General features: G+C 68.5%; 14 protein-coding genes. 8 read left to right on the top strand and 6 right to left on the bottom strand.

Annotated features, from left to right (window positions below):
• Positions 1-2: 2 nt before the first annotated feature.
• The 4 genes from NFW30_RS19505 (at position 3) to NFW30_RS19490 (ending at position 7,816) form a co-directional block, all read left to right on the top strand.
• Entirely contained in the window at positions 3-1,040 is a 1,038-nt protein-coding gene (locus tag NFW30_RS19505) for a hypothetical protein (RefSeq protein WP_295356010.1), read from the top strand.
• A gap of 147 nt (positions 1,041-1,187) precedes the next feature.
• Positions 1,188-2,576, top strand: a complete 1,389-nt coding sequence (locus NFW30_RS19500; RefSeq protein WP_295356011.1) for an SWIM zinc finger family protein — start codon at positions 1,188-1,190, stop codon at positions 2,574-2,576.
• 4 nt (positions 2,577-2,580) lie between these two features.
• Positions 2,581-5,790: a DUF6493 family protein gene (locus NFW30_RS19495; RefSeq protein ID WP_295356012.1), complete on the top strand. Its 3,210-nt coding sequence runs from the start codon at positions 2,581-2,583 to the stop codon at positions 5,788-5,790.
• Between the two features lie 193 nt (positions 5,791-5,983).
• Positions 5,984-7,816, top strand: coding sequence for a hypothetical protein (locus NFW30_RS19490; RefSeq protein WP_295356013.1), 1,833 nt, complete (start codon positions 5,984-5,986; stop codon positions 7,814-7,816).
• A gap of 117 nt (positions 7,817-7,933) precedes the next feature.
• On the opposite strand, the gene NFW30_RS19485 is transcribed toward NFW30_RS19490, so the two are convergent.
• The 4 genes from NFW30_RS19485 to NFW30_RS19470 form a co-directional block, all read right to left on the bottom strand.
• Positions 7,934-9,427, bottom strand: coding sequence for a metallophosphoesterase (locus tag NFW30_RS19485; protein ID WP_295356014.1), 1,494 nt, complete (start codon positions 9,425-9,427; stop codon positions 7,934-7,936).
• 54 nt (positions 9,428-9,481) lie between these two features.
• Positions 9,482-10,291: a Sir2 family NAD-dependent protein deacetylase gene (locus tag NFW30_RS19480; RefSeq protein WP_295356015.1), complete on the bottom strand. Its 810-nt coding sequence runs from the start codon at positions 10,289-10,291 to the stop codon at positions 9,482-9,484.
• Positions 10,292-11,191, bottom strand: coding sequence for a radical SAM protein (locus tag NFW30_RS19475; protein ID WP_295356016.1), 900 nt, complete (start codon positions 11,189-11,191; stop codon positions 10,292-10,294). It abuts the gene before it with no gap.
• Positions 11,192-11,280: 89 nt separating this feature from the next.
• Positions 11,281-13,026: a cation:proton antiporter gene (locus tag NFW30_RS19470; RefSeq protein WP_295356017.1), complete on the bottom strand. Its 1,746-nt coding sequence runs from the start codon at positions 13,024-13,026 to the stop codon at positions 11,281-11,283.
• A 196-nt stretch (positions 13,027-13,222) separates the two neighbouring features.
• On the opposite strand from NFW30_RS19470, the gene NFW30_RS19465 reads away from it, so the two are divergent.
• Positions 13,223-13,963, top strand: coding sequence for a prepilin-type N-terminal cleavage/methylation domain-containing protein (locus NFW30_RS19465; RefSeq protein WP_295356018.1), 741 nt, complete (start codon positions 13,223-13,225; stop codon positions 13,961-13,963).
• A 209-nt stretch (positions 13,964-14,172) separates the two neighbouring features.
• Positions 14,173-15,459, top strand: coding sequence for an adenylate/guanylate cyclase domain-containing protein (locus NFW30_RS19460; protein ID WP_295356019.1), 1,287 nt, complete (start codon positions 14,173-14,175; stop codon positions 15,457-15,459).
• Here the strand turns inward: NFW30_RS19460 and NFW30_RS19455 are convergent.
• On the bottom strand, positions 15,456-17,183 hold the full coding sequence (locus tag NFW30_RS19455) for a sensor histidine kinase (RefSeq protein ID WP_295356020.1): 1,728 nt from the start codon (positions 17,181-17,183) through the stop codon (positions 15,456-15,458). The two genes, NFW30_RS19460 and NFW30_RS19455, sit on opposite strands and share 4 nt — an antisense overlap.
• Before the next feature lie 215 nt (positions 17,184-17,398).
• Between NFW30_RS19455 and NFW30_RS19450 the strand changes: the two genes are divergently transcribed.
• Positions 17,399-18,103: a prepilin-type N-terminal cleavage/methylation domain-containing protein gene (locus NFW30_RS19450; protein WP_363322131.1), complete on the top strand. Its 705-nt coding sequence runs from the start codon at positions 17,399-17,401 to the stop codon at positions 18,101-18,103.
• A gap of 80 nt (positions 18,104-18,183) precedes the next feature.
• Here the strand turns inward: NFW30_RS19450 and NFW30_RS19445 are convergent, their stop codons facing one another.
• Positions 18,184-20,151 (bottom strand): monovalent cation:proton antiporter family protein, encoded by a 1,968-nt coding sequence (locus NFW30_RS19445; protein ID WP_295356021.1) that lies wholly within the window; start codon positions 20,149-20,151, stop codon positions 18,184-18,186.
• A gap of 111 nt (positions 20,152-20,262) precedes the next feature.
• Between NFW30_RS19445 and NFW30_RS19440 the strand changes: the two genes are divergently transcribed.
• The gene (locus NFW30_RS19440; protein ID WP_295356022.1) at positions 20,263-21,246 is read left to right on the top strand and encodes a KpsF/GutQ family sugar-phosphate isomerase; all 984 of its coding nucleotides are present in this window, start codon (positions 20,263-20,265) and stop codon (positions 21,244-21,246) included.
• Positions 21,247-21,325: the final 79 nt, after the last annotated feature.

Here is a 21,325-nt window from a genome sequence, read left to right as displayed (position 1 = left end):
CGATGCGCTCGCGGCCCGAAGGCGGAGTCAGGCGGTTGCCGGCGGCTGCACCGCGGCGACAGAGCGGCGTTGCGCTGCTGGCGCTGCTGACGCTGCTGACCCTCTGGGGACTGTATCTCCTGGTCGGCGAACTCAATGTGACGCAATTCCAGGTCGCACGCAAGGAGGCGGCAGGGGCCGCGCTCGCCCAAGCGAAGCTGGCCTTGATCGGCCGCGCGGCTGGTGACGACAACCGCCCCGGCAGCCTGCCGTGTCCGGCACCTGTGCACCCCGACGCAACACACCCCGATGGCGTCGCACTGCTGCTCGCCGGCAACCATTGCCCAATCTATGTCGGCCGCCTGCCTTGGCGAACCCTTCAGATCGAGCAGTTCCGCGACGTGGGCGATACGCGGATTAATGAACCACAAGGATTATGGTATGCGTTAGCACCGGCGCTTCGCGACGACGACTCGGCGCAGCCGATCAACTTCGAGACCGTCCCCGAGTTGCGGCTCGACGGCGCGCCGAACGTCGCAGCAATCATCTTCGCGCCTGGGTTGCCGCTGGCCAATCAGAACCGCGACCCGAGAAATGAACGGGGGGGCGACTCGGTCGCCGACTATCTCGACGGCAGCAACGCCGACGGCGACCAGGATTTCGTCTCCGGACCACAGTCGGCGGCCTTCAACGACGTCGTCCTGGCAGTCACGCGTGACGACCTCTTTCGCGTCGTCAATCAGCGTGTCCTCGGCGAGGTCCGCGCGCGTGCCGAGAGCGCGAGCCTTCCCGACCATGGGCTGCTCGGCTACCAGGCGCTCAACGGCCGCTTCCCGTTCGCCGACGGCGACACCGACGGCTCGGCGGATTCGGGTGTGTTGGCGGGCCGACTGCCGTACCGTGATCTCTCATTCAGCCCGGCGGCTCTCGCCTGGCTGACGGCCAACGACTGGTGGCGGCTGGTCAGCTACAACCGGCTCAGCGCCTGCCTGGCGCTAATCGGCATCGTCGGCAGCGCGGCGACGATGGATGTGTCTGGAGCCGGCCCCGCTTGTCCCTGAGCAGCTGGCGAACGCGTGCCGGAATCCGCGCGCGTGCGCCGCGCGTGGCCGGTTTCGACGCCGTTGCGAGACACCGGCCAGGCAGCCCGTGTCACCCGGCGGCACGGCCCGAGCACTGCCCGAGCAACTCACCGGAGCGACGACCGCATGTCGGCAAGCGCACTCAACTTCACCTATCGCTATCCATGGCCGTCGGGCGTCGTCGCCTCGCCACAGGCGCAGACGCTGCAACTCGCCACCTCATCGCGCGGCGACGGACACCCGCATTTCTTCCACGGCCGCATCGAACAGCCACGCAGCGTCGCCGACATGCTGCTGGCGCTGCTCGACGTCGTCCGCACGCACTACTTCCTGCCGCGGCCACCGCAGATGGACCCGGTGGTGACGAGCAACGATGCGATGCTGCGTTTCGAGGGATTCAGCGGCTGTTGCGGGGTCTACGTGCGTGTCGATCTCGACACGGTCGGGCTGGCCGCCGAACGGCTCGGTCGCGGAACGACCAACGTCGACTTCAACATGCCGATGCGCGCCGCGCTGATGCGCCTGCAGGACCACGAGCGGGTCGAGTTCTCAGTCGGTCGCGAAGCCTTCACGCTGAGTCGCGGCGAGGCGCGCGTCGTCGAAAAGAAGGTGCGCCTGCCGCTGCGCTGGATCAAGGGATTCAGCGAGGTACAGGCCTACCTGCCGCGCTTGGTACTGCTGGCCGACGTCGCCGGCGCCGAGGCGCGCCGCTTTGCGCGCAGCCTGCCGCTCGGCAACGTTCCCCGGCAACCGTCGTTCGTCGTCCAGTCGGGTGCTTCGCTGCGCCTCAGCCAGCGGCCGGCCGCGGGTGCGGTCGCGGTCAGCGGCGTGCAGCGGCTGCGTACGCTTCCCGGACTGGTGCAGCGCGCCGAACGTCTGCGCATCTGGAGCGACGCGGTGTCCGGCGCTTCGGCGTGGGAAGTCGTCTTCGCGGTCGGCCGGGTGACGCTGCTGGTCAGCCCGGAAATCCAGCGCGGCTTCTCTGGCGAGGGCCAGGTGTTGTCGACGCTGGCTGCCGCGACCTGGCGGAAGGCGCTGCCGAAGGTGCGTGCGCAACTCCGCTGGCAGAACGAGATCGACGTCGGCGAGGTGGCGCAGGCGACTGCCCTGACTGCCGACGAGGTGGCGGCCGCACTCGCGGCGCTCGGCGCGCGCGGCCTCGCCGGTTACGATTGCGGCAGCGGCCGCTACTTCCACCGCGAACTCCCCTTCGACCTCGAAGCTGTCGAGGCGATGCAGCCACGCCTGCTCGACGCCCGGCAACTGCTGGCCGACGACAAGATCGAGCTGCTGGCGGGCAGCGGCGGCGACAGCCACGACTTCGCCGTCACCGGCACTGACGTCGTCCACCACGTCCGCTTGCGCGCCGACCGTGACCGCTGCTCGTGCCCGTGGTTCAGCAAGTCGCAGGGCGAGCGCGGACCATGCAAGCACATCCTCGCCGCGCGCCTGTTCCGCGACGGCGATGCGGACCCGCCAGCGCCGGCCGGGACGAGCGGCCGCCTGGATCGGTGAGCGCATGAACGAAAGGGACTTCGCCGCTCTCGTGGTCCGCCAGTCGCCCGCGGAGATCGTCGACGCCCTGCTCGCCTTGCCGTCGGAAGAGCGCCGGGTGCTGGCGCCGATCGCCGCCGACCTGTGGCAGGAGGTCGATGGCGGACGGGTGATGAACGAATGGCTGGTACTGCTTCCCGGGGCGTCCACGACGCGCAGCGGCAACCTCGGACGCGGTTGGCGCGAGCAGCACGCCAAACTCTCACTGGCCGTCCTCGTGCTGTGCAACATCGACCGGGCCAAGCGCGTGCACTGGCTCGGTTCGCGCGCTGCGGACGCTCTGCTGCGGCGCGTGTTTGCGGCGCGCGACGCCGGCTGGCGCGATGCCTGGCTGCGCCATCGCTTGCGCGGAGAGTTCCCGGGAGTCCACTGGAGTTTCGTGCGGGGCCTCGTGCGTGACGGACTGTGTCGCCGCCCGGATGAGGGCGACTCGCTGCGCGGCTACCTGCAGCTGATGGTCAGCGACCTCAATCCGGGCTGGTCACGGCCGGGCGTCGCGTACATTCCGCTCAGCGCCCGATTGCTGGCCGACCCCGGCCTGCTCGACGACGAAATCTGGCGACTCTTCGAAATCGATACCCAGGTTTACGACGACTCCTGGACGCGCCGGAATCCGCGTTGCCCGGCCGGCTACGAGAGCTGGAGCGACGCGCTGGTCAGGCTCGCTGGCGAAGGAAGCGTCGACCGCCAGCGCCTGCTCGACGCGACTCTCGCCGGCCTGTGGGCGAGCAGCAGCAACAGCGTTCTTGCCGGTCACCACCGGCTGCACTGCCGGCTGGCGCCGAGCGCCGACGAACTCGACGCGCGCGAGGGGGCTTACCGCGAGTTGCTCGGCCACCGCGCCGGCCCGGTCGTCGGCTTTGCACTCAGGCAACTCGCGCTCATCGCACGGCGGCGGCCACTGGCCGCCGCGCCGACGCTGGCCGCGATGCCGCCGCTGTTCGCGCTGCCGGCCAAGGCGCAGCCGCTGGCGGCGCTGAAACTCGTCGGTCGGCTACTGCAACGGGAAAAGCCGCAGGGCGAGCTTGCCGAGGCCGCTTGCGCCGTCCTGCTCGAGGCGTTGCGACATCCGGCGAGCGACGTGCAACAGGCGGCTGCGCAGTTCCTCTGCGCCCATGCCGGCACCTGGAGCGACGACCAGATCGCGCGCGTGCGCGCCGTCGAGCGGGAACTCGCTCCGTCGGCGCGCGCCCTGCTCGCTGCGCTCGATCGCGAAACGGCAGGCGTCCGGCCGGCGCCGTTGCCGTTGACCGATGCCGCGGCGGCTGCCGCAACGATGACGGCAGAACGGCGATGGCGCGCGCGCGTGCAGGCTCTGCCCTCTCGCCTGCGCGCCGTCGGCGGATTGGCCGGCGAAGTCGATTTCTCGCTGCCACCACCGCCCCTGGCGATCGCGCTGACCGACCTGCCGATCCTGAAGACCCTGCCACCGGTGTCGCCCATCGCCGGCATCGACGAACTGATCGACAGCGTCGCGCACGCCATCGAGGCGGTCGATTCCGCCACGGAGGTCGAGCGCATCGTCGACGGCATCGCGCGCCTGTTCGACGACCGGCCTGGCGATTTCGCCGCGCGCACGCAGGCGCTGGTCAAGCGGATGCACACGGGTGCGCTCGCCGACGCGCGCGGCCTCGTCCTGCCCGGGACACCCAACGGCCTGCGCGACCTCGTCCTGACCTGGCTCGAAGGTGGCCCGCGGCATACCAACTACCCGTACTGGCAGCAGGTGCGCGGGCCGATGCGCTTCATGGACCGGCGCCTGCGCGAGCTTGCCCGCCATCTCGACCGGCACGGTGCGCTGCAGCCGCTGGCGACGCCGACCCATGCGCCGGGCTGGATCGCGCCGCAGGTCTTCGTCGAGCGCCTCGCCCACTACGCGCGGGCCGGTCGGCGGCCGCTCGCCAGCGACCTCCTGCAGGCCCTGCTGCGGCTGGCGCCCGACGGTCGTGGCGAGGCGGTGGCGTTGGCCGGTGCGCTGCGCGGCGAATGGGCGCCAGCAGTTCGCTGGGCGCTTGGCGGCGGTGCCGGTCCGGACGCGCAGAGCAGAAGGCAGGCGGCCCTCTGGGTCGCCGCCGGTCGCGCGCGTGCACCGCACGCCGATCTCAGCGGCCCGCTGGCCGCGCTCGGCCTGCGCATCGACTGGCCGGATGTCCTGCAGCCGGCCAGCTATCAGTGGCGGGCCACGACGCGCACGCTCCACCGGCACGGTCGTGAAACGATCCATCCCTGCCTCGAGCTGCAGGTCTCGCCGGCGCCTTGGCGAGCGCCACCCTTGCCGAAACCGGCCTGGGGTGCGGCGGCGAGGGTTCGCGCCGGCGCCGCCTGGCTGATGCATCTCGCCGGCAGCCTGCGGCTGGCGGCCCCATCGCTGGCGCTGCGCACGTTCACCCCGAGCCTCGCCGTGCCGACCTGCCTGGCGCACGAATCGGCGCCGCATCGCTCGCTGGCCGTCGGCTACTCGGCGCCCTGGCTGATCGACTGGGCGCAGACGCTCTGGCCGCTCAACGGCGACGCGTTGCTGGCATTCGGCGTGCGCCTGATGGTCGAGCGCATCGACCTCGCGGCAAGCGCCGGTGAACCCCTGCATCCTTTCCTGACGCCGCTGTTTGCCGGCAACCGGCCGTGGTCCGAGCTGGGGGTGCTGGCGTTGTCGATCGCCCTCGCCAGTCGCGACGGCGACCTGCGGCGGCTGGCGACCGACCTGCTGATCGAAGGCATCGCCGACGGCCGCGCGCACCCCGACGAGCTGGCCCGCGTGCTGTGCCGTCTGGCCGCTGGCGGCTGGTTGAAGGCCAGCCGGTTGAGCGCAGCGCTGGGCGAAGCTGCGCGCGTTTCGCCCCTGCACCAATGGGCAGTCGCCGGCATCATCGAGGGTGCGCTCGAGGTCTTCCTGGCACAGAGCGGCAAGGCCAGCGTCGCCCTCGAACTGCTGCATGAACTGCTGGTCGAGCTCGATGGCGGGCCTTCGGCCATGACGCTGCAACGCCTGTCGGCAGTCACCAGCGGCAAGGCGGGAATCGTTGCCGCCGCGATCCGCGCCCGCGCCGATCGCCCGGCGCGGCAGTGCTTGGCGGGAGCGCTGCGTTCCGCCTGGGAAGTGCGCTTGTGCCGGGTCGAAGCCTGGGCGGCGGATGGCGAGCTGCCGGACGCGGAGCACCTGATCGCGGCTCCGTGAGCGTCGCGCGAGGGAGCACATGCAGTCGATCGCCACCGCAACGGGAGCGAAGCCGACCGCGCTGCGCGGGTCGACGGAGCGGATCGCCGCCTGCTGCTCGCCGGTCCCCGGGCTCGGCCGGACGGCACCGTCATGCAGCGGTCCCGGGATTTCTGCTACCGTTTCGTCCCGGCAACCATCTACTGACTTCGGCATGGCACGAACTGCGACCCGTCATCTGCTCCCCCTGCTCGCCGCGGCCGTACTGGCGCTCTCGGGATGCGCCGGCTTCGAGCCGCAGCCCGGCCCCGGCCCGGAGCCATCGCCGGCTGCCGGTTACCGGGCGCTGACGACGCCGATCATTGCCGTCGGCGACACGCAGGAGCACGAATCCACCGGCTACCCTCTGCACGACAACGACAGTGCGCTGGACGCCTACATCGAGGTCACCCAGCGCCCACCCGAGCAGGCGCTGTTCGGTCGCCGCCTGCTCGAGTGGGCACTCGCCAGTCACCCCGACGAGCCCTTCATCCACCTCGGCGACGTCATGGATCTGTCGTGCCGCAGCGAGGCGCTGCGCATCGGCCGCATCTTCCAGGCCAGCCAGAGCCCCGGCGCGATTCTTCCCGGCAACCACGACGGGCTGATGTTCGGCATCTTCGCGCACAACCTCTTCGCGCCGGGATCGGTCGCCGCGCACCGCTGGAACCAGGTCTGCCGGCGTGGTGCCGACGCCGACCGCAACGAATTCCGGACCGAGAACGAAGCCCTGACCAAGCGCGGCTTCATCGCGACCTACCTGAGCGACCAGATCAAGGCGCCGCATCCGAAGCCCGGGCTGGTCGCACCGGCCGCGCAGGGACCACACATCGTCGAGTGGCGCAACCCGAACCCCGATGCCTTCCTCTCTGCAGCCCGTGGCGAACTGATCGACGGACCACTGCACGCCGATTCCTTCCTCGTCCAGCGACTCGTATTGCCGCGCGCCCCGGGAGCAACGCGGCGGACGATCGTCATCGCCCTCGATACCAACCAGAGCGGCCTCCTCGCCGGTATCTGGGACACGCTGATGGGGCGCAGCCCGGGCAGCATGGGGCACATCCATCCCGACCAGATAACGGCGATCGAGCCCTGGATCGACGAGTCCATCGCCGCCGGCGACATCGTCGTCTTCGCCGGCCATCACAACTGGCGTTCGCTCGGCCTGATGTCCCGGACCATGATGCGCCAGCTCGTGTCGCGTCTCGAGCAGCCCCTGGTCTACCTGTCGGCACATACCCACCGTGGATTCTGGGCCGTGCACCGTACGCTCGCTCCGCAGCCCCTGCTCGAACTCAACGTCAGCTCGCTTTCCGACTGGCCGATTGCCTACCGCCGCATCAGCTTCGCCTACGACGAGGAGGCGCGCCGGCTGCTCGTCCGCGGCGACCTGCTGCCCCGCGGCGGCAAGCCGAACGCCAGCGACGCCGACCTCCTCGCCGCCTGGCGGCAACAGGCTTGCGAGCAGGCGCAGGTGCCACTCAAGCGGCTCGACGACGAGGATGACAAGCTGGTACGTGCCCAGAAGTCGACGCGCGGCAGCCTGATGGAATGGCTTCTGGCGGCGATCAGCCCGCTCTGCGAGAGCTGCGAGAAGCCGCTGTACCGGCACGCGCAGGCCTATCTCGACGAGATCCTCGAAATCGTCCTCGAACTGGATGCCGACCTTGGGCGCGACGCCCACCGGCTGCACACCGTGAAGCTGCCGACGTGGTGTGGCGAGCGCGATTTCAGTGCCTGCACCCGTGCTGTGATGGCCGAGCAGGCCGACAGTTTCGCCGCCCACGTCAAGCTCTTCCGCCGCAAGGCGGCGCTCGCCGCGCTCTTCAACGAGCACCTGGACGACCTCACCAGCCACCGCGCGCGCGCCTACATGACCTGCCGCGCGGCGCTCGCCGCGAAGGACGACTTCGATGCCACGCCCGACGAGCGCAACGCCGATCGTGGCGAGCGGAAACGGCAGGCCGAGCAGTTCTTCCGCATCGAGGCCAGCGTCGGGATGCATTGATGCCGCAGCGGACACCGCATCCTGTTCACCGCCGACCGGCGCTGGAGCTGACCCGGCCGGCGAGCAGGCGGGAGGGCTGGCCCCGTCGTCAGACGCGCAAGCCGGCCCACACGCCGCCTAACGCCGCGCGGGAAACCCGCAGTCGATCCGCCGTTCGGCGCCGTCGAGGCGGCAGTGGCTGATCGTCCTGCCGTCGGCATCGAGCAGCCTGCCGTTCCAGACCTGATCCTCACGTTCGAGCAGCAGGAAGCCGTAGCGGTTGAGGACGATGCCGCTGCTCGCGGCGACACCATCGTACAGCCTCGCGTCCGGTTGTGCCCGTTCCTTGCTGCCGGGGACGCCAGCTTCATAGAGCGGTGACTGCGGATCGAAGGCTTCGAGCTGCGTGCCGCTGCCGCCAACGATCACTTGCGCCGGTCGCCTGGCGGCGCCGGAAGCGCCAGTGAAGTTGATCGTCGCGAAGGCATGTTCGTGGCCGGCGAAGACAAACTGCAGATTCGCTGGCAGCCCATCGCGGACGAAGGTCTGCAGCGCGTTCGGCTGCGCGCTGGCGGGCAGGAGCCCGTACCACAGGGGCTTGTGGATCAGCAGCCAGAGCGGTCGATCAGCGGGCATCGTCGCCAGCGTGCGCAGCGAGCGGCGAAAGATGGCGAGATCTTCGGGAGTCTGGGCCAGCGGCAGGTAGTCGGCAAAGGCGGCGTTGTCGGCGACGACCAGCGTCAGCTGGTCACCCAGGTCGATGCGGTACGCGTCGGCAGTCAGGTTGTTGCCGAGTACCGACTGGCTGGCGGTCCGGTACGCCTGGTTGCTGCATTGCTGGTAGGGCAGCGGGGCCAGGAAGCGCATCCATCCCTCGCCGCCGCGGTCGCAGTTCTCGTGGTTGCCGCGGACGAAGATCCACGGCGCCGCTGCCAGGAGAGGCGTCGCCGGAGCGAAAAAATCGGCTTGCCAGCCGGGCCAGCCGTAGCCGAGGACGACGCCCCGCTCGCGCAGCGGCTGGCATCCTGCCGGATCGTCGCAGTACTCGCGATAGTGATAGTCGCCGACATGAATCACCAGGTCGGGCTGCGTTGCCGCCGCCGCGGCAGCAATCCGCGGCCATGGCCAGTCGCTCGCGCTGGTGCAGTCCTGGATCGGATCCGCCGCTCCGCTGGCTGGTACCTTGACGCGGCAGCCGGTGTCGCCAACGACGACGATGCGCCGCGGCGGCGCCGCAGGCATCGGCACGGCAGCACCGCCGATGCGCACCTCGCGTGCCGTCACCGGCAGCGTGGCTTCGCAGGCGGTGACGGCGAAGTCGGGCCGGAAAGCAGGGTTGTCCGGTATCGGTCGCCGCGCCTCGCTGGCCGTTGTCGCTCTGGCGCGCGGCTGCAGCGGCACGCGGGTGCCGTCGACGATCGCGCTCGGGCAGTCGCTGCCGTCGGCGACGATGCTGCGCAGGCTGCTGCTGCCGCCCGGCCCGAGTTGCGTCCAGCGGTGCAGGGCGGTGTCATCGCCGGCGGGCCGGGTGGCACAGCCGGCAAGCAGGCAGACTGCCGCCAGCAGCGTCGCGCTGCGGCAGCCGGCTGGATGGGCGGCTGGCGGCCGTGGCAGGTTGGGGAATCGCGGCATGCTGGCTTCTCGCTGGTGGTCGGTGGGGCGGATCGGTGGCGTCGCTGGTTGCACTCATTCGAGGCAGGCGGCGATGGCGCGCAGGCCGGCGAGGCCGCCGGTGGCCAGCGCCACGCCCTTGCCGGGTGGCAGTTGCGGTTCGCCCGGGTTGATGCGGATCAGCCTGCCGCGGCTCCGCTCACCGAGCATTCGCACGGTGGGGATGTTCGTGCCGGCGCCGACCTCGATCACCACCAGGCGGCCGACCTCGCGCAGCCAGGCGTGCAGGCGGGCTTCCTGGGCATCGGTGCGCGCGGCCAGCCATCCCCAGTCGCCGAACATGAGGATGTTCGGCCGCGCGATCGCACGGCAGCGCGGGCAGCGCGGAAAGTCCGAGCGCAGCAGGCACTCCTCCTCGTCCACCTGCGGCTGGTAGTCGTCGGCCGGCCAGATGCCGTCGTGACAGCCATCGAGGCATTGCAGGTGATGGATCGAACCGTGACACTCGACGATCCGTTCGGCGGCGAAATCCGCCTTCTGGAACTGGCCGTCGACGTTGCTGGTGAACACGAACGCGCCTTGCGGCAGGCGCTCGCCGATGCGGCGCAGGATGGCAAAGCCGGCGTGCGGCACGGTGCGCCGGTAGAGATTCAGGCGATGGCCGTAAAACCCCCAGGCAAGAGCCGGCCGGGCGGCGAAGGCGGCCGGATTGGCGATCTGCTCGAAGCCGATGCGGGCGCGGCCGAGTGCCGGGTAGACGCCCCAGAATCCCTGCGGCCCGCGAAAGTCGGGCAGACCCGAATCGACGCCGATGCCGGCGCCGGCGGTGACCAGCAGCCCGTCGGCCTGACGGATCAGTTCGGCGCAGGCGGCGGCCGCTGCCATCTACAGCCCGCGCGCCCACGCCGGCCGCAGCGGCGCCGCTGCCGGATCGGCGATGGCCTGTCGCAACTGCAGCAGCAGGCGCGGCTTGTCGGCGTCGAGCGTGCCCTTGAGTGCCAGCCAGTTCGATGCGTGGTCGCTGCGAAACACCGTCCGCCGGAGTTCGAGTCGTTCGACAAAATGCTCCATCTCGACGAACAGCTCGCGCTGGCCGAGCGGCCGCCACTCCGGGAAGGCGCTGCGGAAGCGTTCCTCGCCGAGTGGAAAGCTGACCACCAGCGTCGCCAGGTACTCCGGTTGCGTCGCGTTCGCCAGCCGCGCCGAGTTCTCGGCGTGGCGCAGCGAGAGCCGTGGTCCGGCGAGGCCGTTGAGGATCATCACCGAGCGCGTGATGCCCGCCTGCCCGAGCCGCTCGAGCGCGTCCACCGTCGAGGCGAAGGTCTCGCCCTTGTGCACGTGCTCGAGCACCTCGTCGTCGCCCGACTCGGCGCCGACGTAGGCGATCGACAAGCCGGCGGCGGCGAGCTCGCGCAATTCCCCCGTCGACTTGCGCCGCAGGTTGCGTGGCAGACAGTAGCTGGAGACACGGCGGACTGCCGGCAGATGGCTGCGGATGGCCTCGAGGACGCGCAGCAGTCGGCGGGTCGACAGCACCAGCGCATCGCCGTCGGCGAGGAAGACCCGCCGCACGGCATGGCCGAAGCGCTCGCCGGTCAGCCGGATGCTCTCCAGGACTTCCTCCTCGGTGCGGGCGCGAAAGCTCTTCTGCGGCGCCGTATACATTTCGCAGAAGGTGCAATGGTTCCATGAACAGCCGTCGGTCACCGGCACGATCAGCGAGTCGGCCTCGCTCGGCGGTCGGAAGACGGGCTCGATGTAGCGGATCGGGATGGCTGGCAGCATGCTCGGCTGGTCCGGGAAACGCGGCAACAGGCGAATACTAGCGTGCTTTCGCCACCTGGCGGGGCATCGTGCGTCGGCGTCCCGGGTGCTCAGCCCGGTGTCGGCGGTCGCGGCTGGGGGATGGCTTCCGGCCCTGCGCGCACCAGTGCGTAGTCGGTGCTGCGAACGCCGCGCAGCAGCATGCCGGTCTCGTCGGAGGAGACGCCGATCGCTTCCAGGCTCTCGGCTGCCAGGCGCAGACTTGCCTCGAGCGTTTCCGGAAATGCCTGGGTCACGCCGGCCTGCAGCAGCGCGTCGCAGGTGCTGAGGTCGCGCGCGCGGGCGACGATCCTGGTCGTCGGCGCGTGCGCGCGGATCAGCGTCGCGGCGCGCAGCGCGGTGCGCTGGTCGTCGATCGTCAGGACGAAGAGCTCGACCTGTTGCAATGAGGCATTGGCCAGCAGTTCCGGGTTGCCGACATCGCCGTAGAACACGGGATGACCCTCGCCGCGCCACTTGGCGACGAGCAGGGCGTCCGCGTCGAAGGCGACGAACGGAATGCCCAGCGATGACATGATCGTTCCCACCGTGTGGCCGACGCGGCCGTAGCCGGCGATCACCACCCGCGGCGGCGACTCGTCCGCGCCGGCCGTGTGGTCGAACTGCGGGTTGACCATCAGCGAACTGTCGTCCATCCGCTGCGCGAGGCGGTTGCCAACCTTGACCAGCAGCGGCGTCAGCAGCATCGTCAGCGAGATGACCGCCACCGCCATGACGAAAACCAGGTCGTCTATCACGCCAAGAGCCTTGGCGGCGCCGAAGACGACGAAGCCGAACTCGCCGCCCTGGGCGAGCATGAAGGCGACGCGCACGGCCGTACCGCGGCCGCTGCCGAAGACCCGGCACAGGCCGTAGAGCACCGCCACCTTCAGGCTGATGATCGCCAGCACGTGCAGGGCGAAGGTGAACGGGTGCTGGGCGAGCGCCGCGAGGTCGACCGACATGCCGACGGCGACGAAGAAGAGGCTCATCAACAGCCCCTTGTGCGGTTCCAGCGTCGCCTCGATCTGCAGGCTGTAGCGCGAGGTCGACAGCATCATGCCCATCAGGAAGGCGCCGAGCGCCATCGACATGCCTGCGGTGTCCATCGCCATCGCCGCCGCGAAGACTGCCGCCATGGCGGCGAGGAAGAACGCTTCGCGATTGTTCTGCCGTGCCAGCCGATCGAGCAAACGGGGCACCAGGTAGCGCCCGGCGACGATGACCAGGACGACCATCGTCACGGCCACCGTGATCTGCTTCCACAGCGCCATCTCGCCGGGCAGTGGTCCCGTCTCGGCGAGCACCGGTACCAGCGCCAGCAGCGGGACCACCGCCAGGTCCTGCATCAGCAGGATGGCGAAAGCGGTCTGGCCGTGGCGACTGGCGAGTTCGCCCTGATCGCGCAGCATCTGGATGACGAACGCGGTCGACGAGAGGGCGAAGCTGGCGCCGAGCAGCAGCGCCACCGACCAGCTCGGCATGAACTGCTTGAAGTACGCAGCGATCGCCAGCGCCGAGACGACGATCTGCAGCGATCCGAGGCCGAACAGCGTCTGCCGCAGATCCCACAGCCGCCGCGGTTTCATCTCCAGGCCGATCAGGAAGAGCAGCAGCACCACCCCGAGTTCGGTGAAGTGGCGGACATCCTCGACCTCGGTGGTGACGAAGGGACCCGGCGTGTGTGGTCCGACGATGACGCCGGTGACCAGCAGCCCGAGAATCGACCCCAGACCGAAATGCCGGAAGACGGCGACGGCCATCGAAGCCACCACCAGGAGCAGTACCGCGGAATAGACGAATGATTTCGGATCCATGCTCCGCCTCCCATGTCCGTGACAGCATACCCATGCTGCAGCCAATCGAGCCTTTGAAATCTGGCAAGGCTCGGACTAGAATGATACGCTTGCATGCAGCGTCTCCACGACGCGGTGCTTTGCCGATCTTCCTGCTTCGGCGGCAGCGTCGGATGAGCGCTTGCCGAAACGCCTTCAGATCCAGTGAGGTGCCCGCATGAACAGATTGCCATCGTGTGCCAGGCGGAGTCCGGGCTTCACCTTGACCGAACTGGCGGTCGTCCTCGTCGTCGTTGCGCTCGTACTCGGTGGTCTCCTCTCACCGCTGGCGACGCAGATGGATGTCCGCATGACGGCCGAGACGCGCAAGGATCTGGCAGACATCAGGGAGGCGCTGCTCGGTTTTGCCGTGATCAACGGTCGTCTTCCCTGCCCGGCGGATGCCACGATCGCCAGCGGGGTTGTCGGTGCCGGGCTGGAAGCGGCGCACGATGCGGGCGGTAACTGTCCGAACGGCTCCGGCGTCGTTCCCTGGGTGACCCTCGGCGTCGCCGAGACAGACGCCTGGGGGCAGCGTTTCTCCTACCGCGTGACGCCTGCCTATGCCCAGCGCGTGTCACCGCCGCGGAATGCGGCCTTCGATCTGAGTACCCCCGGCACGCTTGACGTTCGTTCCGCGGCGGCGGGCGGAACGATGGTGGCTGGCGGGCTGCCGGTCGTATTCGTTTCACACGGTGGCAATGGCCGCGGCGGGTACAACCGCCAGGGCGCGCAACTGCCGACCGGTGAGGGCGAGGACGAGATCGACAACCAGTTGACGAATGCCGGTACGGCGATGGCGAACACCGTTTTCGTCAGCCAGGCGCGGAACCCGGCGAGCGGTTTCGACGACGAGGTCGGCTGGGTTCCGCGCGCCATTCTCGTCAGCCGGATGATCGGCGTGGGCAAGCTGCCATGAACCGTCGTCGCGCCGCTCGATGGGTTCCTTTGGCCGCAGGCGGTGGCGCCCTGGGCGCGGTTGCCCTGATGCGTGGTGGGTAGTTGCGGGGCGGTGGCGGAACGCGGCCCCGTTTCCGCTTCCGCTCGGTTCAGTCGTCATTCGCCAGGCGGTTGCGTCGCTTGCAGCGGCGACCATGCGCCGGCGTCCCGCGTCGGGTCGCGACGGCGATGACTGTCTACCGGACCTTCATCGGTCGTTTGCGCAGCGCTGGCGTGCGTACGGAAGACCCGGAAGGGCTTCGCCTGCAGAAATCGCTGCTTTTCTTTGCCACCGGCCTGATCTGCTTTGCCTCTGTTGCCTGGCTGCTGATCTACTGGCAACTGGGGCCGCGCTTCTCGTCCAACCTGCCGTTCGCGCTGCAGCTCCTGCTGGTCGGCAACCTGCTGCTCTACCTCTGGACGCTGAACTTCAACTTGTTTCGCCAGGTTCAGCTCGCGCTCTTCCTCTTCATGCCCTTCGTCGCGCAATGGAGCATCGGCAGCTTCATCGACGCCAGCGGCATCAGCCTCTGGGCATTGCTGGCGCCGATCGGCGCCGTCCTGTTCATCGGTCCACGCGAATCGGGTGCATGGTTCTTCGCCTATGTCTTCCTCACCGTCCTCTCGGGCGGCTTCGACTTCTACCTCGCCGATTCGCTGCTGGCGCAGCCGCCGAAGGTGCCACTGCGGACGATGGCATTCTTCTTCGCGCTCAACTTCGTTGCCGTGTCGACCATCGTCTACCTCTTGCTGCGCTACGCCGACGGCGAGAAGCACAAGGCGCAGCAGCGCCTGGAGGAGGCGCACCGGCTGCTGCAGGTCGAACAGGATCGCTCGGAGCGACTGTTGCTCAACATCCTGCCGGGTCCGATCGCCCAGCGCCTGAAAGAGAGCGACCAGACGATCGCCGACGGTTTTGCCGAAGTCTCGGTCATGTTCGCCGACATCGTGAATTTCACCCGCATCGCGGAAGGGCTGACCCCGCAACAGGTGTTCAGCATGCTCAACAAGATCTTCTCCTCCTTTGACGAGCTGGCGGAGAAGCACGCGCTCGAGAAGATCAAGACGATCGGCGATGCCTACATGGTCGCCGCCGGTCTGAACGACGCCTGCCGCAACCCGGCTGCGTCACTTGCCGACATGGCGCTGGAGATGTGTGCCCTGTTGCACCAGGACTTCAGTGTCAACGACATGCGTCTCGAGCTGCGCATCGGCATCGGCACCGGTCCGGTGGTTGCAGGCGTCGTCGGCAAGAAGAAGTTCATCTACGATCTCTGGGGCGATACGGTGAACATCGCCAGCCGTGTCACCACCGAAGGGGTGCCCGGCATCGTCCAGGTCGATCAGCGGACCTACCTGCGCCTGTGCGACCGTTTCGACTTTCGCGAGCCGCAGATGATCCAGGTGAAGGGGAAGGGCAGCATGATCGTCTACCGCCTGATCGGTCGCCGCGTGCCGCTGCCGGCCGGCGCCTAGCCGGCAGCGGCAGCAGGTTCGTCGCAGGAGTCGCAACGGCGCAACTCGAAACAGACCTGGCCCGGCAGGTTGCTCGCCAGAAGCAGGCGATAGCCGTTGCCGACGGCTTGGCGTGCGGCGTGGTAGAGGCCGATGCCGAGCCCGCTCTCGGAGGCGACCGGCGCCTGCAGGAGAGCGCCGAGAACCGTGTCGCTGACCGCGCTGCCGTCGTCGCAGACGCGCAGCACGGACGCATCCGCGGCGAGCGTGACGCGGATCTGCAACGAGCTCTCGACCTGTTTCTTGAGCAGTGCGTTCTGCAGCAGGTTGTCGGCCACGCTGTCGAAGAGGGTCGTCGGCAGCAGCGCCTGTGGATCGATCTCGTCGGCGACGAAGCTGACCGGCGAGCCTGCATGGCGTTGCTGCTGGATGCGCCACCACATGGCGGCTGGCAGCATGCCTCCTATTTCGCTCTGTGGCTTCTGCAGCTTGCTCAGGGTCTGCTGCAGTCGTTGGCTGATCTGTGGCAGCTGGCGCTGCAGGAGCTGCTCGAGTCGCGCGCCGTCCTGCCCCTGCACCGTCTGCGCCAGATAGCAGAGGCCGTCGATCGACTGCAGCAGGTTCTTGACGTCGTGCGTCAGGCGTGCGCCGGTTTCGTGGATCGCCCGCAGATAGCTCACTTGCTGCAGTTCGCGCGCCCGCAGCTTGGCGACGTAGTGCTCGTTGGCCAGTTGCGCCAGCAGGTGGAAGTGCCACACGAGTGCCGGGCTGAGCTTGTGGCGGGTGTACAGGGTGAGGCGCAGCGGTTGCCCGGGAAAGTCCTGGCGATGGCGCGATTCGTTGCCGAAGGAGCCCTGTCGTCCGCCGGCGAGCCAGTGGCCGCCGTCCACCCAGGGTAGATCGAGCATCTCGGCGAGTGCCTGCGAGAGAAATTTCTCCGGCTCGTTCTCGTCACTGGCCAGTGTCGTCAGGCGATGCAACCAGCGCTCGAAGGGCAGGCCGATGCTGAGCAGGTAACGCGAGAAGAAGACGTCGATGCCGGTGTAGCCGGGCCGGGTGTTCCACGTCCAGCCGATCAGCAGCAGCAGCGCGGAGATCGACACCAGCGTGTTGATCACCGCCTCGAAGTAGCCGGCCTGGCGCAGGAGCATGAAGGCCAGGCTGCCGAGGACGAGGACGGCGATCAGCAGAAAGATGAACAGGCTGTAGAAGAGGTCGACCATCGCGCCGCCCGGGCGGTCGCTTTCGCGAGAGAGCGGCAGCAGGGTCATGGCCAGCAGGAACAGCGGCATGCCCCAGGCGAATTCGCGGTCGAGCGCCGGGCCGTTGAGCAGCGCCTGCGGGACGACCTGCGGCACGAGCCAGAACAGCAGCGCCGCCAGCAGGTAGGCAAAGGCGACGAGATAGAAGATGCGCGTCGGCCGGTGATCGATGAACATCACGCGTCCGCCGACGAGGGCGGCGAGGATCACGACCCAGACGATCAGCAGCCACCAGCCGTACCAGATGGCGCCACAGGCGAGCAGCAGCGTGATCACCGTCAGCCCGCTGAGATCGACCTTGCGTTCGGCGTAGATGAACGGCTGCCAGAGGATGAACAGGCCGACATTGACCAGCCAGCAGAGCAGACCGGTCATCGACCCCGCGCCTGCGACCAGAGCCAGGTGCAGGAAGACGAGCAGCGAGATCAGCAGCCAGCGCTGCCGTTGGCGCAATGCCATGCCCATGCGCTGCAGCAGGCTCACGCCTCGGACCCGCGCTGCGTGCCGACCAGCCGGGGCTGATCGCGGCGGCTGGTGACCCGGATCCGCAGGCTGCCCGCGCCACTTTTCCGCCCGACTCTCGACAGGAGTGTCGAAAATCCGACAGCTTGCAGCCTTCCGGGTGCCAGATCGGCTTCAAATGCCTGGCACGGAAAATGCTTGTAACCTCTGGCACCGGACATGGACAGGAGGAAAAAATGAACCAAATGAAGCAGCAGCAGTCGGGTTTCACCCTGGTCGAGATTGCCATTGTACTCGTCATCATCGGGCTCCTGCTGGGCGGGGTTCTGAAGGGTCAGGAGCTGATCAACAGCGCCAAGGTGAAGAACATGATCGGCGACTTCCGCAGCGTCTCGAGCCTGGTCTATGCCTATCAGGACCGCTTCAAGGCATTCCCTGGCGACCAGAACCAGAACCAGTTGAACGACGCCTTCGGCAACGCCGTCTCGGCTGCGTGTGCGCCGGCCGCCGCCAACCAGTGCGCGCAGAACAACGGCCGTATCGACGGTTCCTGGCAGGCCGGCAACGCCGACGGCTCGGGTGTGCTGACCGACGAGAGTTCGCTTTTCTGGCAGCATGTGCGGCAGGCCAACCTGACGACCGGCCCGACGGTGCTTGCCAACACGGCCTACCGGCCGCGCAATGCCGATGGCGGCTTGATCGGCGTCGAGATGGCGGGCGGCCTGGCTCCCTTCATAGCCGGCATGCGCGGATCGTTCTTCGTCTGCTCGGACGGTATCCTCGGGCGTTACGTCAGGCAGATCGACACGACGATGGACGACGGCAATACCGCAGGCGGTTCGGTGCAGGCGGTGCCGACGGGTTCAGCCCGGGGTGCTGCCGCGACCGCCACCAACGCCATCGTCGACGGCAACCAGTACATCGTCTGCGCCGCCTACTGACCGAGCGGCGATTGCGATCGTTCTGTCCTGAGCGCGCGCCTGCCGCGTCGCCGCCCGGCGCGGCAGGCGGCGATCAGGGTTCAGCCCGACAGTAGCCGCTGCTCGGCTGCTGCCAGCGCGCCAGGCGATCCCAGCAGGACGACGACATCGCCGCTGCGAAAGCGCGTCTCGGCTGCCGGTTCGAGGGCGCGGATGTTGCGCCGACGGATCGCCGTGACCTCGACGCCAAACGCCTGCAGAGCGAGTTCGCCGAGCGTGCGCCCGATTGCATGCGCGCCGTCGGCGAGGAGAATCGAGTGCAGGCGCGGCCCGTCGCTGCCGCCACCGTCGGCCGCGAGCTCGTCCTCGCCGTGGAAGAAACCGCGCAGCGTCCGGTAGCCGGCCGCACGCGTCTGTCGGAAGCGCTCGAAGAGCTCCGTCATCGGTACCCCGACGTGGCGCAGCGCATGTGCCGCCAGGACCATGCTGGCCTCGAGGGTTTCCGGCACCACCTCGGCCGCGCCGGCCTGCCGCAGGGTGACGATGTCCCTTTCGTCGAGCGTTCGCGCGACCACCGGCAGTTGTGGCGCCAGGCTGCGCACCTGCTCGAGGACGCGTATGGCGGCACGCGTGTCGGCAAAGGCGATGATCAATACGCTGGCGCGGGTGACGCCGGCGGCGAGCAGGGTTTCACGCCGCGTCGCGTCGCCGTAGATGACGTTCTCGCCGGCAGCCGCCGCTTCGCGGATCAGTTCGGGGTCGAGCTCGAGCGCGACGTGGCTGACCGACTCCTGCTCCATGAAGCGCGCCAGATGCTGGCCGCTGCGGCCGTAGCCGCAGATCAGCGCATGCCGCTCGGTGTTCATCGTCTGCGCCGCCAGGCTGGTGAGCTGCATCGAGCGCAGCAGCCACTCGCTGGCGGCGAAACGCAGGACGATGCGGTTGCTGTACTCGACGAGCATCGGTGCCAGCAGCAGCGAAAGGACCAGAGCCGCCAGCACCGACTGCAGCACCAGCGGCGGCACCAGATGCAGTGGACCCATCTGTGCCAGCAGGACGAAGCCGAACTCGCCACCGGCGCAGAGCCAGAGACCGGTGCGCATGGCGTTGCCGGGAGTCGCGCCGAACAGCCGCGAGAGGCCGCAGATGACGGTGAACTTGAGCACCAGCAGGAGCGCCAGCACGCCCAGCACCAGTGGTGCGTTGGCCAGCACCAGCGGCGCGTCGAGCAGCATGCCGATGGTGATGAAGAACAGTCCCATCAGGACATCGCGGAACGGCTTGATGTCCTCCTCGACGTGGTGCCGGTATTGCGTCTCCGAGATCAGCATGCCGGCGACGAAGGCACCGAGCGCGAGCGACAGTCCTGCCAGTTCGGTCAGCCAGGCGAGGCCGAGCGTCACCAGCAGGACGTTGAGCATGAACAGCTCGGCCGACTTGCTGCGGGCGACGATGAAGAACCAGCGGTTCATCAGGCGCTGCCCGAAGAACAGAACCAGCGACAGGACGACGGCTGCCTTGAGGGCGGCGAGGCCGATCATCGTCGCCAGCCGCTCGGCCGATTCCGAGAACGACGGGATCAGGATCAGCAGCGGCACCACCGCCAGGTCCTGGAAGAGCAGTACGCCCATGACCTCGCGGCCGTGCGGTGAGTCGAGCTCGAGGCGCTCGCCGAGCAGCTTCGTCAGCACGGCGGTGGACGACATGGCGAGCGCACCGCCGAGGGCGACGCCCGCCTGCCAGCTCAGTCCGAGTGCGACGACGATGGCGATGACGGCCGCCAGCGTCAGCAGGATCTGCAGCAGGCCGAGGCCGAAGACGATGCGCTTCATCGCATGCAGCTTCGGCAGCGAGAACTCGAGGCCGATCGAGAACATCAGGAAGACGACGCCGAACTCGGCCAGGTGCTGCGCGCCGGCGAAGCCGCCGACGAGGTCGAGTGCGTGCGGGCCGATGAGCGCGCCGACCAGCAGGTAACCCAGAACTGGCGGCAGCTCGAGCGATCGAAAGGCGATCACCGAGACCACCGAGGCCGCGAGCAGCATGAGAATCGTGGGCAGCGTTTCCATTTTCCGGGACGGGTCTGGGCGCGAGTTCGTGGGCGGTGGTCGGCGGCCGCAGCGCAGTGGGCGGCTGATGCCCTTCTGTTATACTCGCGGCATGATAACCGTTGCCACCCCATGAGCCAAACACGGCCATCCGAGAACGCGCTCGACCTTGCCCGGCAGGTGATGCGAATCGAAGCCGACGCCGTACTGGGGCTGGCCGCGCGCATCGGCGACGAGTTCCTGCAGGCGCTGTGGCTGATCCTCAACTGTCCGGGCCGGGTCATCGTCAGTGGCATGGGCAAGTCCGGCCATGTCGGGCGCAAGATCGCGTCGACCTTCGCCAGCACCGGTACCCCGGCCTATTTCGTCCATCCCGCCGAGGCCAGTCATGGCGATCTCGGGATGATCACCCGCGACGACGTGCTGATCGCCATCTCCAATTCGGGGGAGAGCGCCGAACTGCTGACCATCGTGCCGATCATCAAGCGGCAGGGCGCGAGGCTGATCAGCATGACCGGCAGTCCACAGTCGTCGCTGGCCGTCGAGGCGGACGTACACCTCGATGCCGCGGTGACGCAGGAGGCTTGTCCGCTCAACCTGGCGCCGACCGCCAGCACGACGGCCGCACTGGCGCTCGGTGACGCGCTGGCGGTGGCGCTGCTCGACTCGCGTGGCTTTGGCGCTGAAGACTTTGCCCGCTCGCATCCGGGCGGATCGCTCGGCCGGCGCCTGCTGACGCACGTGCGCGATGTCATGCACAGCGGCCCGGATCTGCCCGAGGTGTCGCCGGCAACCAGCCTGCACGACGCGATCCTGGAGATCACTCGTGGTGGCATCGGCATGACCGCCGTCGTCGATCCATTGCGGCGGGTGATCGGTATCGTCACCGATGGTGATCTGCGGCGGGCGTTCGCGCGCAGCCCCGACCTGCGCACGCTGTCGGCGGCCGACATCATGGGGCGCAATCCGCGCTTGATCGCCCCCGACTGCCTCGCCGTCGAAGCCGTGGCGATGATGGAGGAGCACAAGATCAACCAGTTGCCGGTCGTCGACGCGAGCGGCACCCTCGTCGGGGCGCTCAACATGCACGATCTCTTTCGTGCCAAGGTGATCTGATGGATGAATCGCACAAAGAGGCGGCGGCGCGTGCACGCCGCCTGCGACTGATGGCTTTCGACGTCGATGGCGTGCTCAG

This window comes from Accumulibacter sp. (assembly GCF_023806635.1).
Classification (GTDB): domain Bacteria; phylum Pseudomonadota; class Gammaproteobacteria; order Burkholderiales; family Rhodocyclaceae; genus Accumulibacter.
This window is presented reverse-complemented; position numbering and strand designations above follow the sequence as displayed.

Excerpts from the sequence above, each read along its gene's own strand:
- NFW30_RS19505 (WP_295356010.1), top strand. The coding sequence starts at position 3 with ATGCGCTCGCGGCCCGAAGGCGGAGTCAGGCGGTTGCCGGCGGCTGCA.
- NFW30_RS19500 (WP_295356011.1), top strand. The coding sequence starts at position 1,188 with ATGTCGGCAAGCGCACTCAACTTCACCTATCGCTATCCATGGCCGTCG.
- NFW30_RS19495 (WP_295356012.1), top strand. The coding sequence starts at position 2,581 with ATGAACGAAAGGGACTTCGCCGCTCTCGTGGTCCGCCAGTCGCCCGCG.
- NFW30_RS19490 (WP_295356013.1), top strand. The coding sequence starts at position 5,984 with ATGGCACGAACTGCGACCCGTCATCTGCTCCCCCTGCTCGCCGCGGCC.
- NFW30_RS19485 (WP_295356014.1), bottom strand. The coding sequence starts at position 9,427 with ATGCCGCGATTCCCCAACCTGCCACGGCCGCCAGCCGCCCATCCAGCC.
- NFW30_RS19480 (WP_295356015.1), bottom strand. The coding sequence starts at position 10,291 with ATGGCAGCGGCCGCCGCCTGCGCCGAACTGATCCGTCAGGCCGACGGG.
- NFW30_RS19475 (WP_295356016.1), bottom strand. The coding sequence starts at position 11,191 with ATGCTGCCAGCCATCCCGATCCGCTACATCGAGCCCGTCTTCCGACCG.
- NFW30_RS19470 (WP_295356017.1), bottom strand. The coding sequence starts at position 13,026 with ATGGATCCGAAATCATTCGTCTATTCCGCGGTACTGCTCCTGGTGGTG.
- NFW30_RS19465 (WP_295356018.1), top strand. The coding sequence starts at position 13,223 with ATGAACAGATTGCCATCGTGTGCCAGGCGGAGTCCGGGCTTCACCTTG.
- NFW30_RS19460 (WP_295356019.1), top strand. The coding sequence starts at position 14,173 with ATGACTGTCTACCGGACCTTCATCGGTCGTTTGCGCAGCGCTGGCGTG.
- NFW30_RS19450 (WP_363322131.1), top strand. The coding sequence starts at position 17,399 with ATGAACCAAATGAAGCAGCAGCAGTCGGGTTTCACCCTGGTCGAGATT.
- NFW30_RS19445 (WP_295356021.1), bottom strand. The coding sequence starts at position 20,151 with ATGGAAACGCTGCCCACGATTCTCATGCTGCTCGCGGCCTCGGTGGTC.
- NFW30_RS19440 (WP_295356022.1), top strand. The coding sequence starts at position 20,263 with ATGAGCCAAACACGGCCATCCGAGAACGCGCTCGACCTTGCCCGGCAG.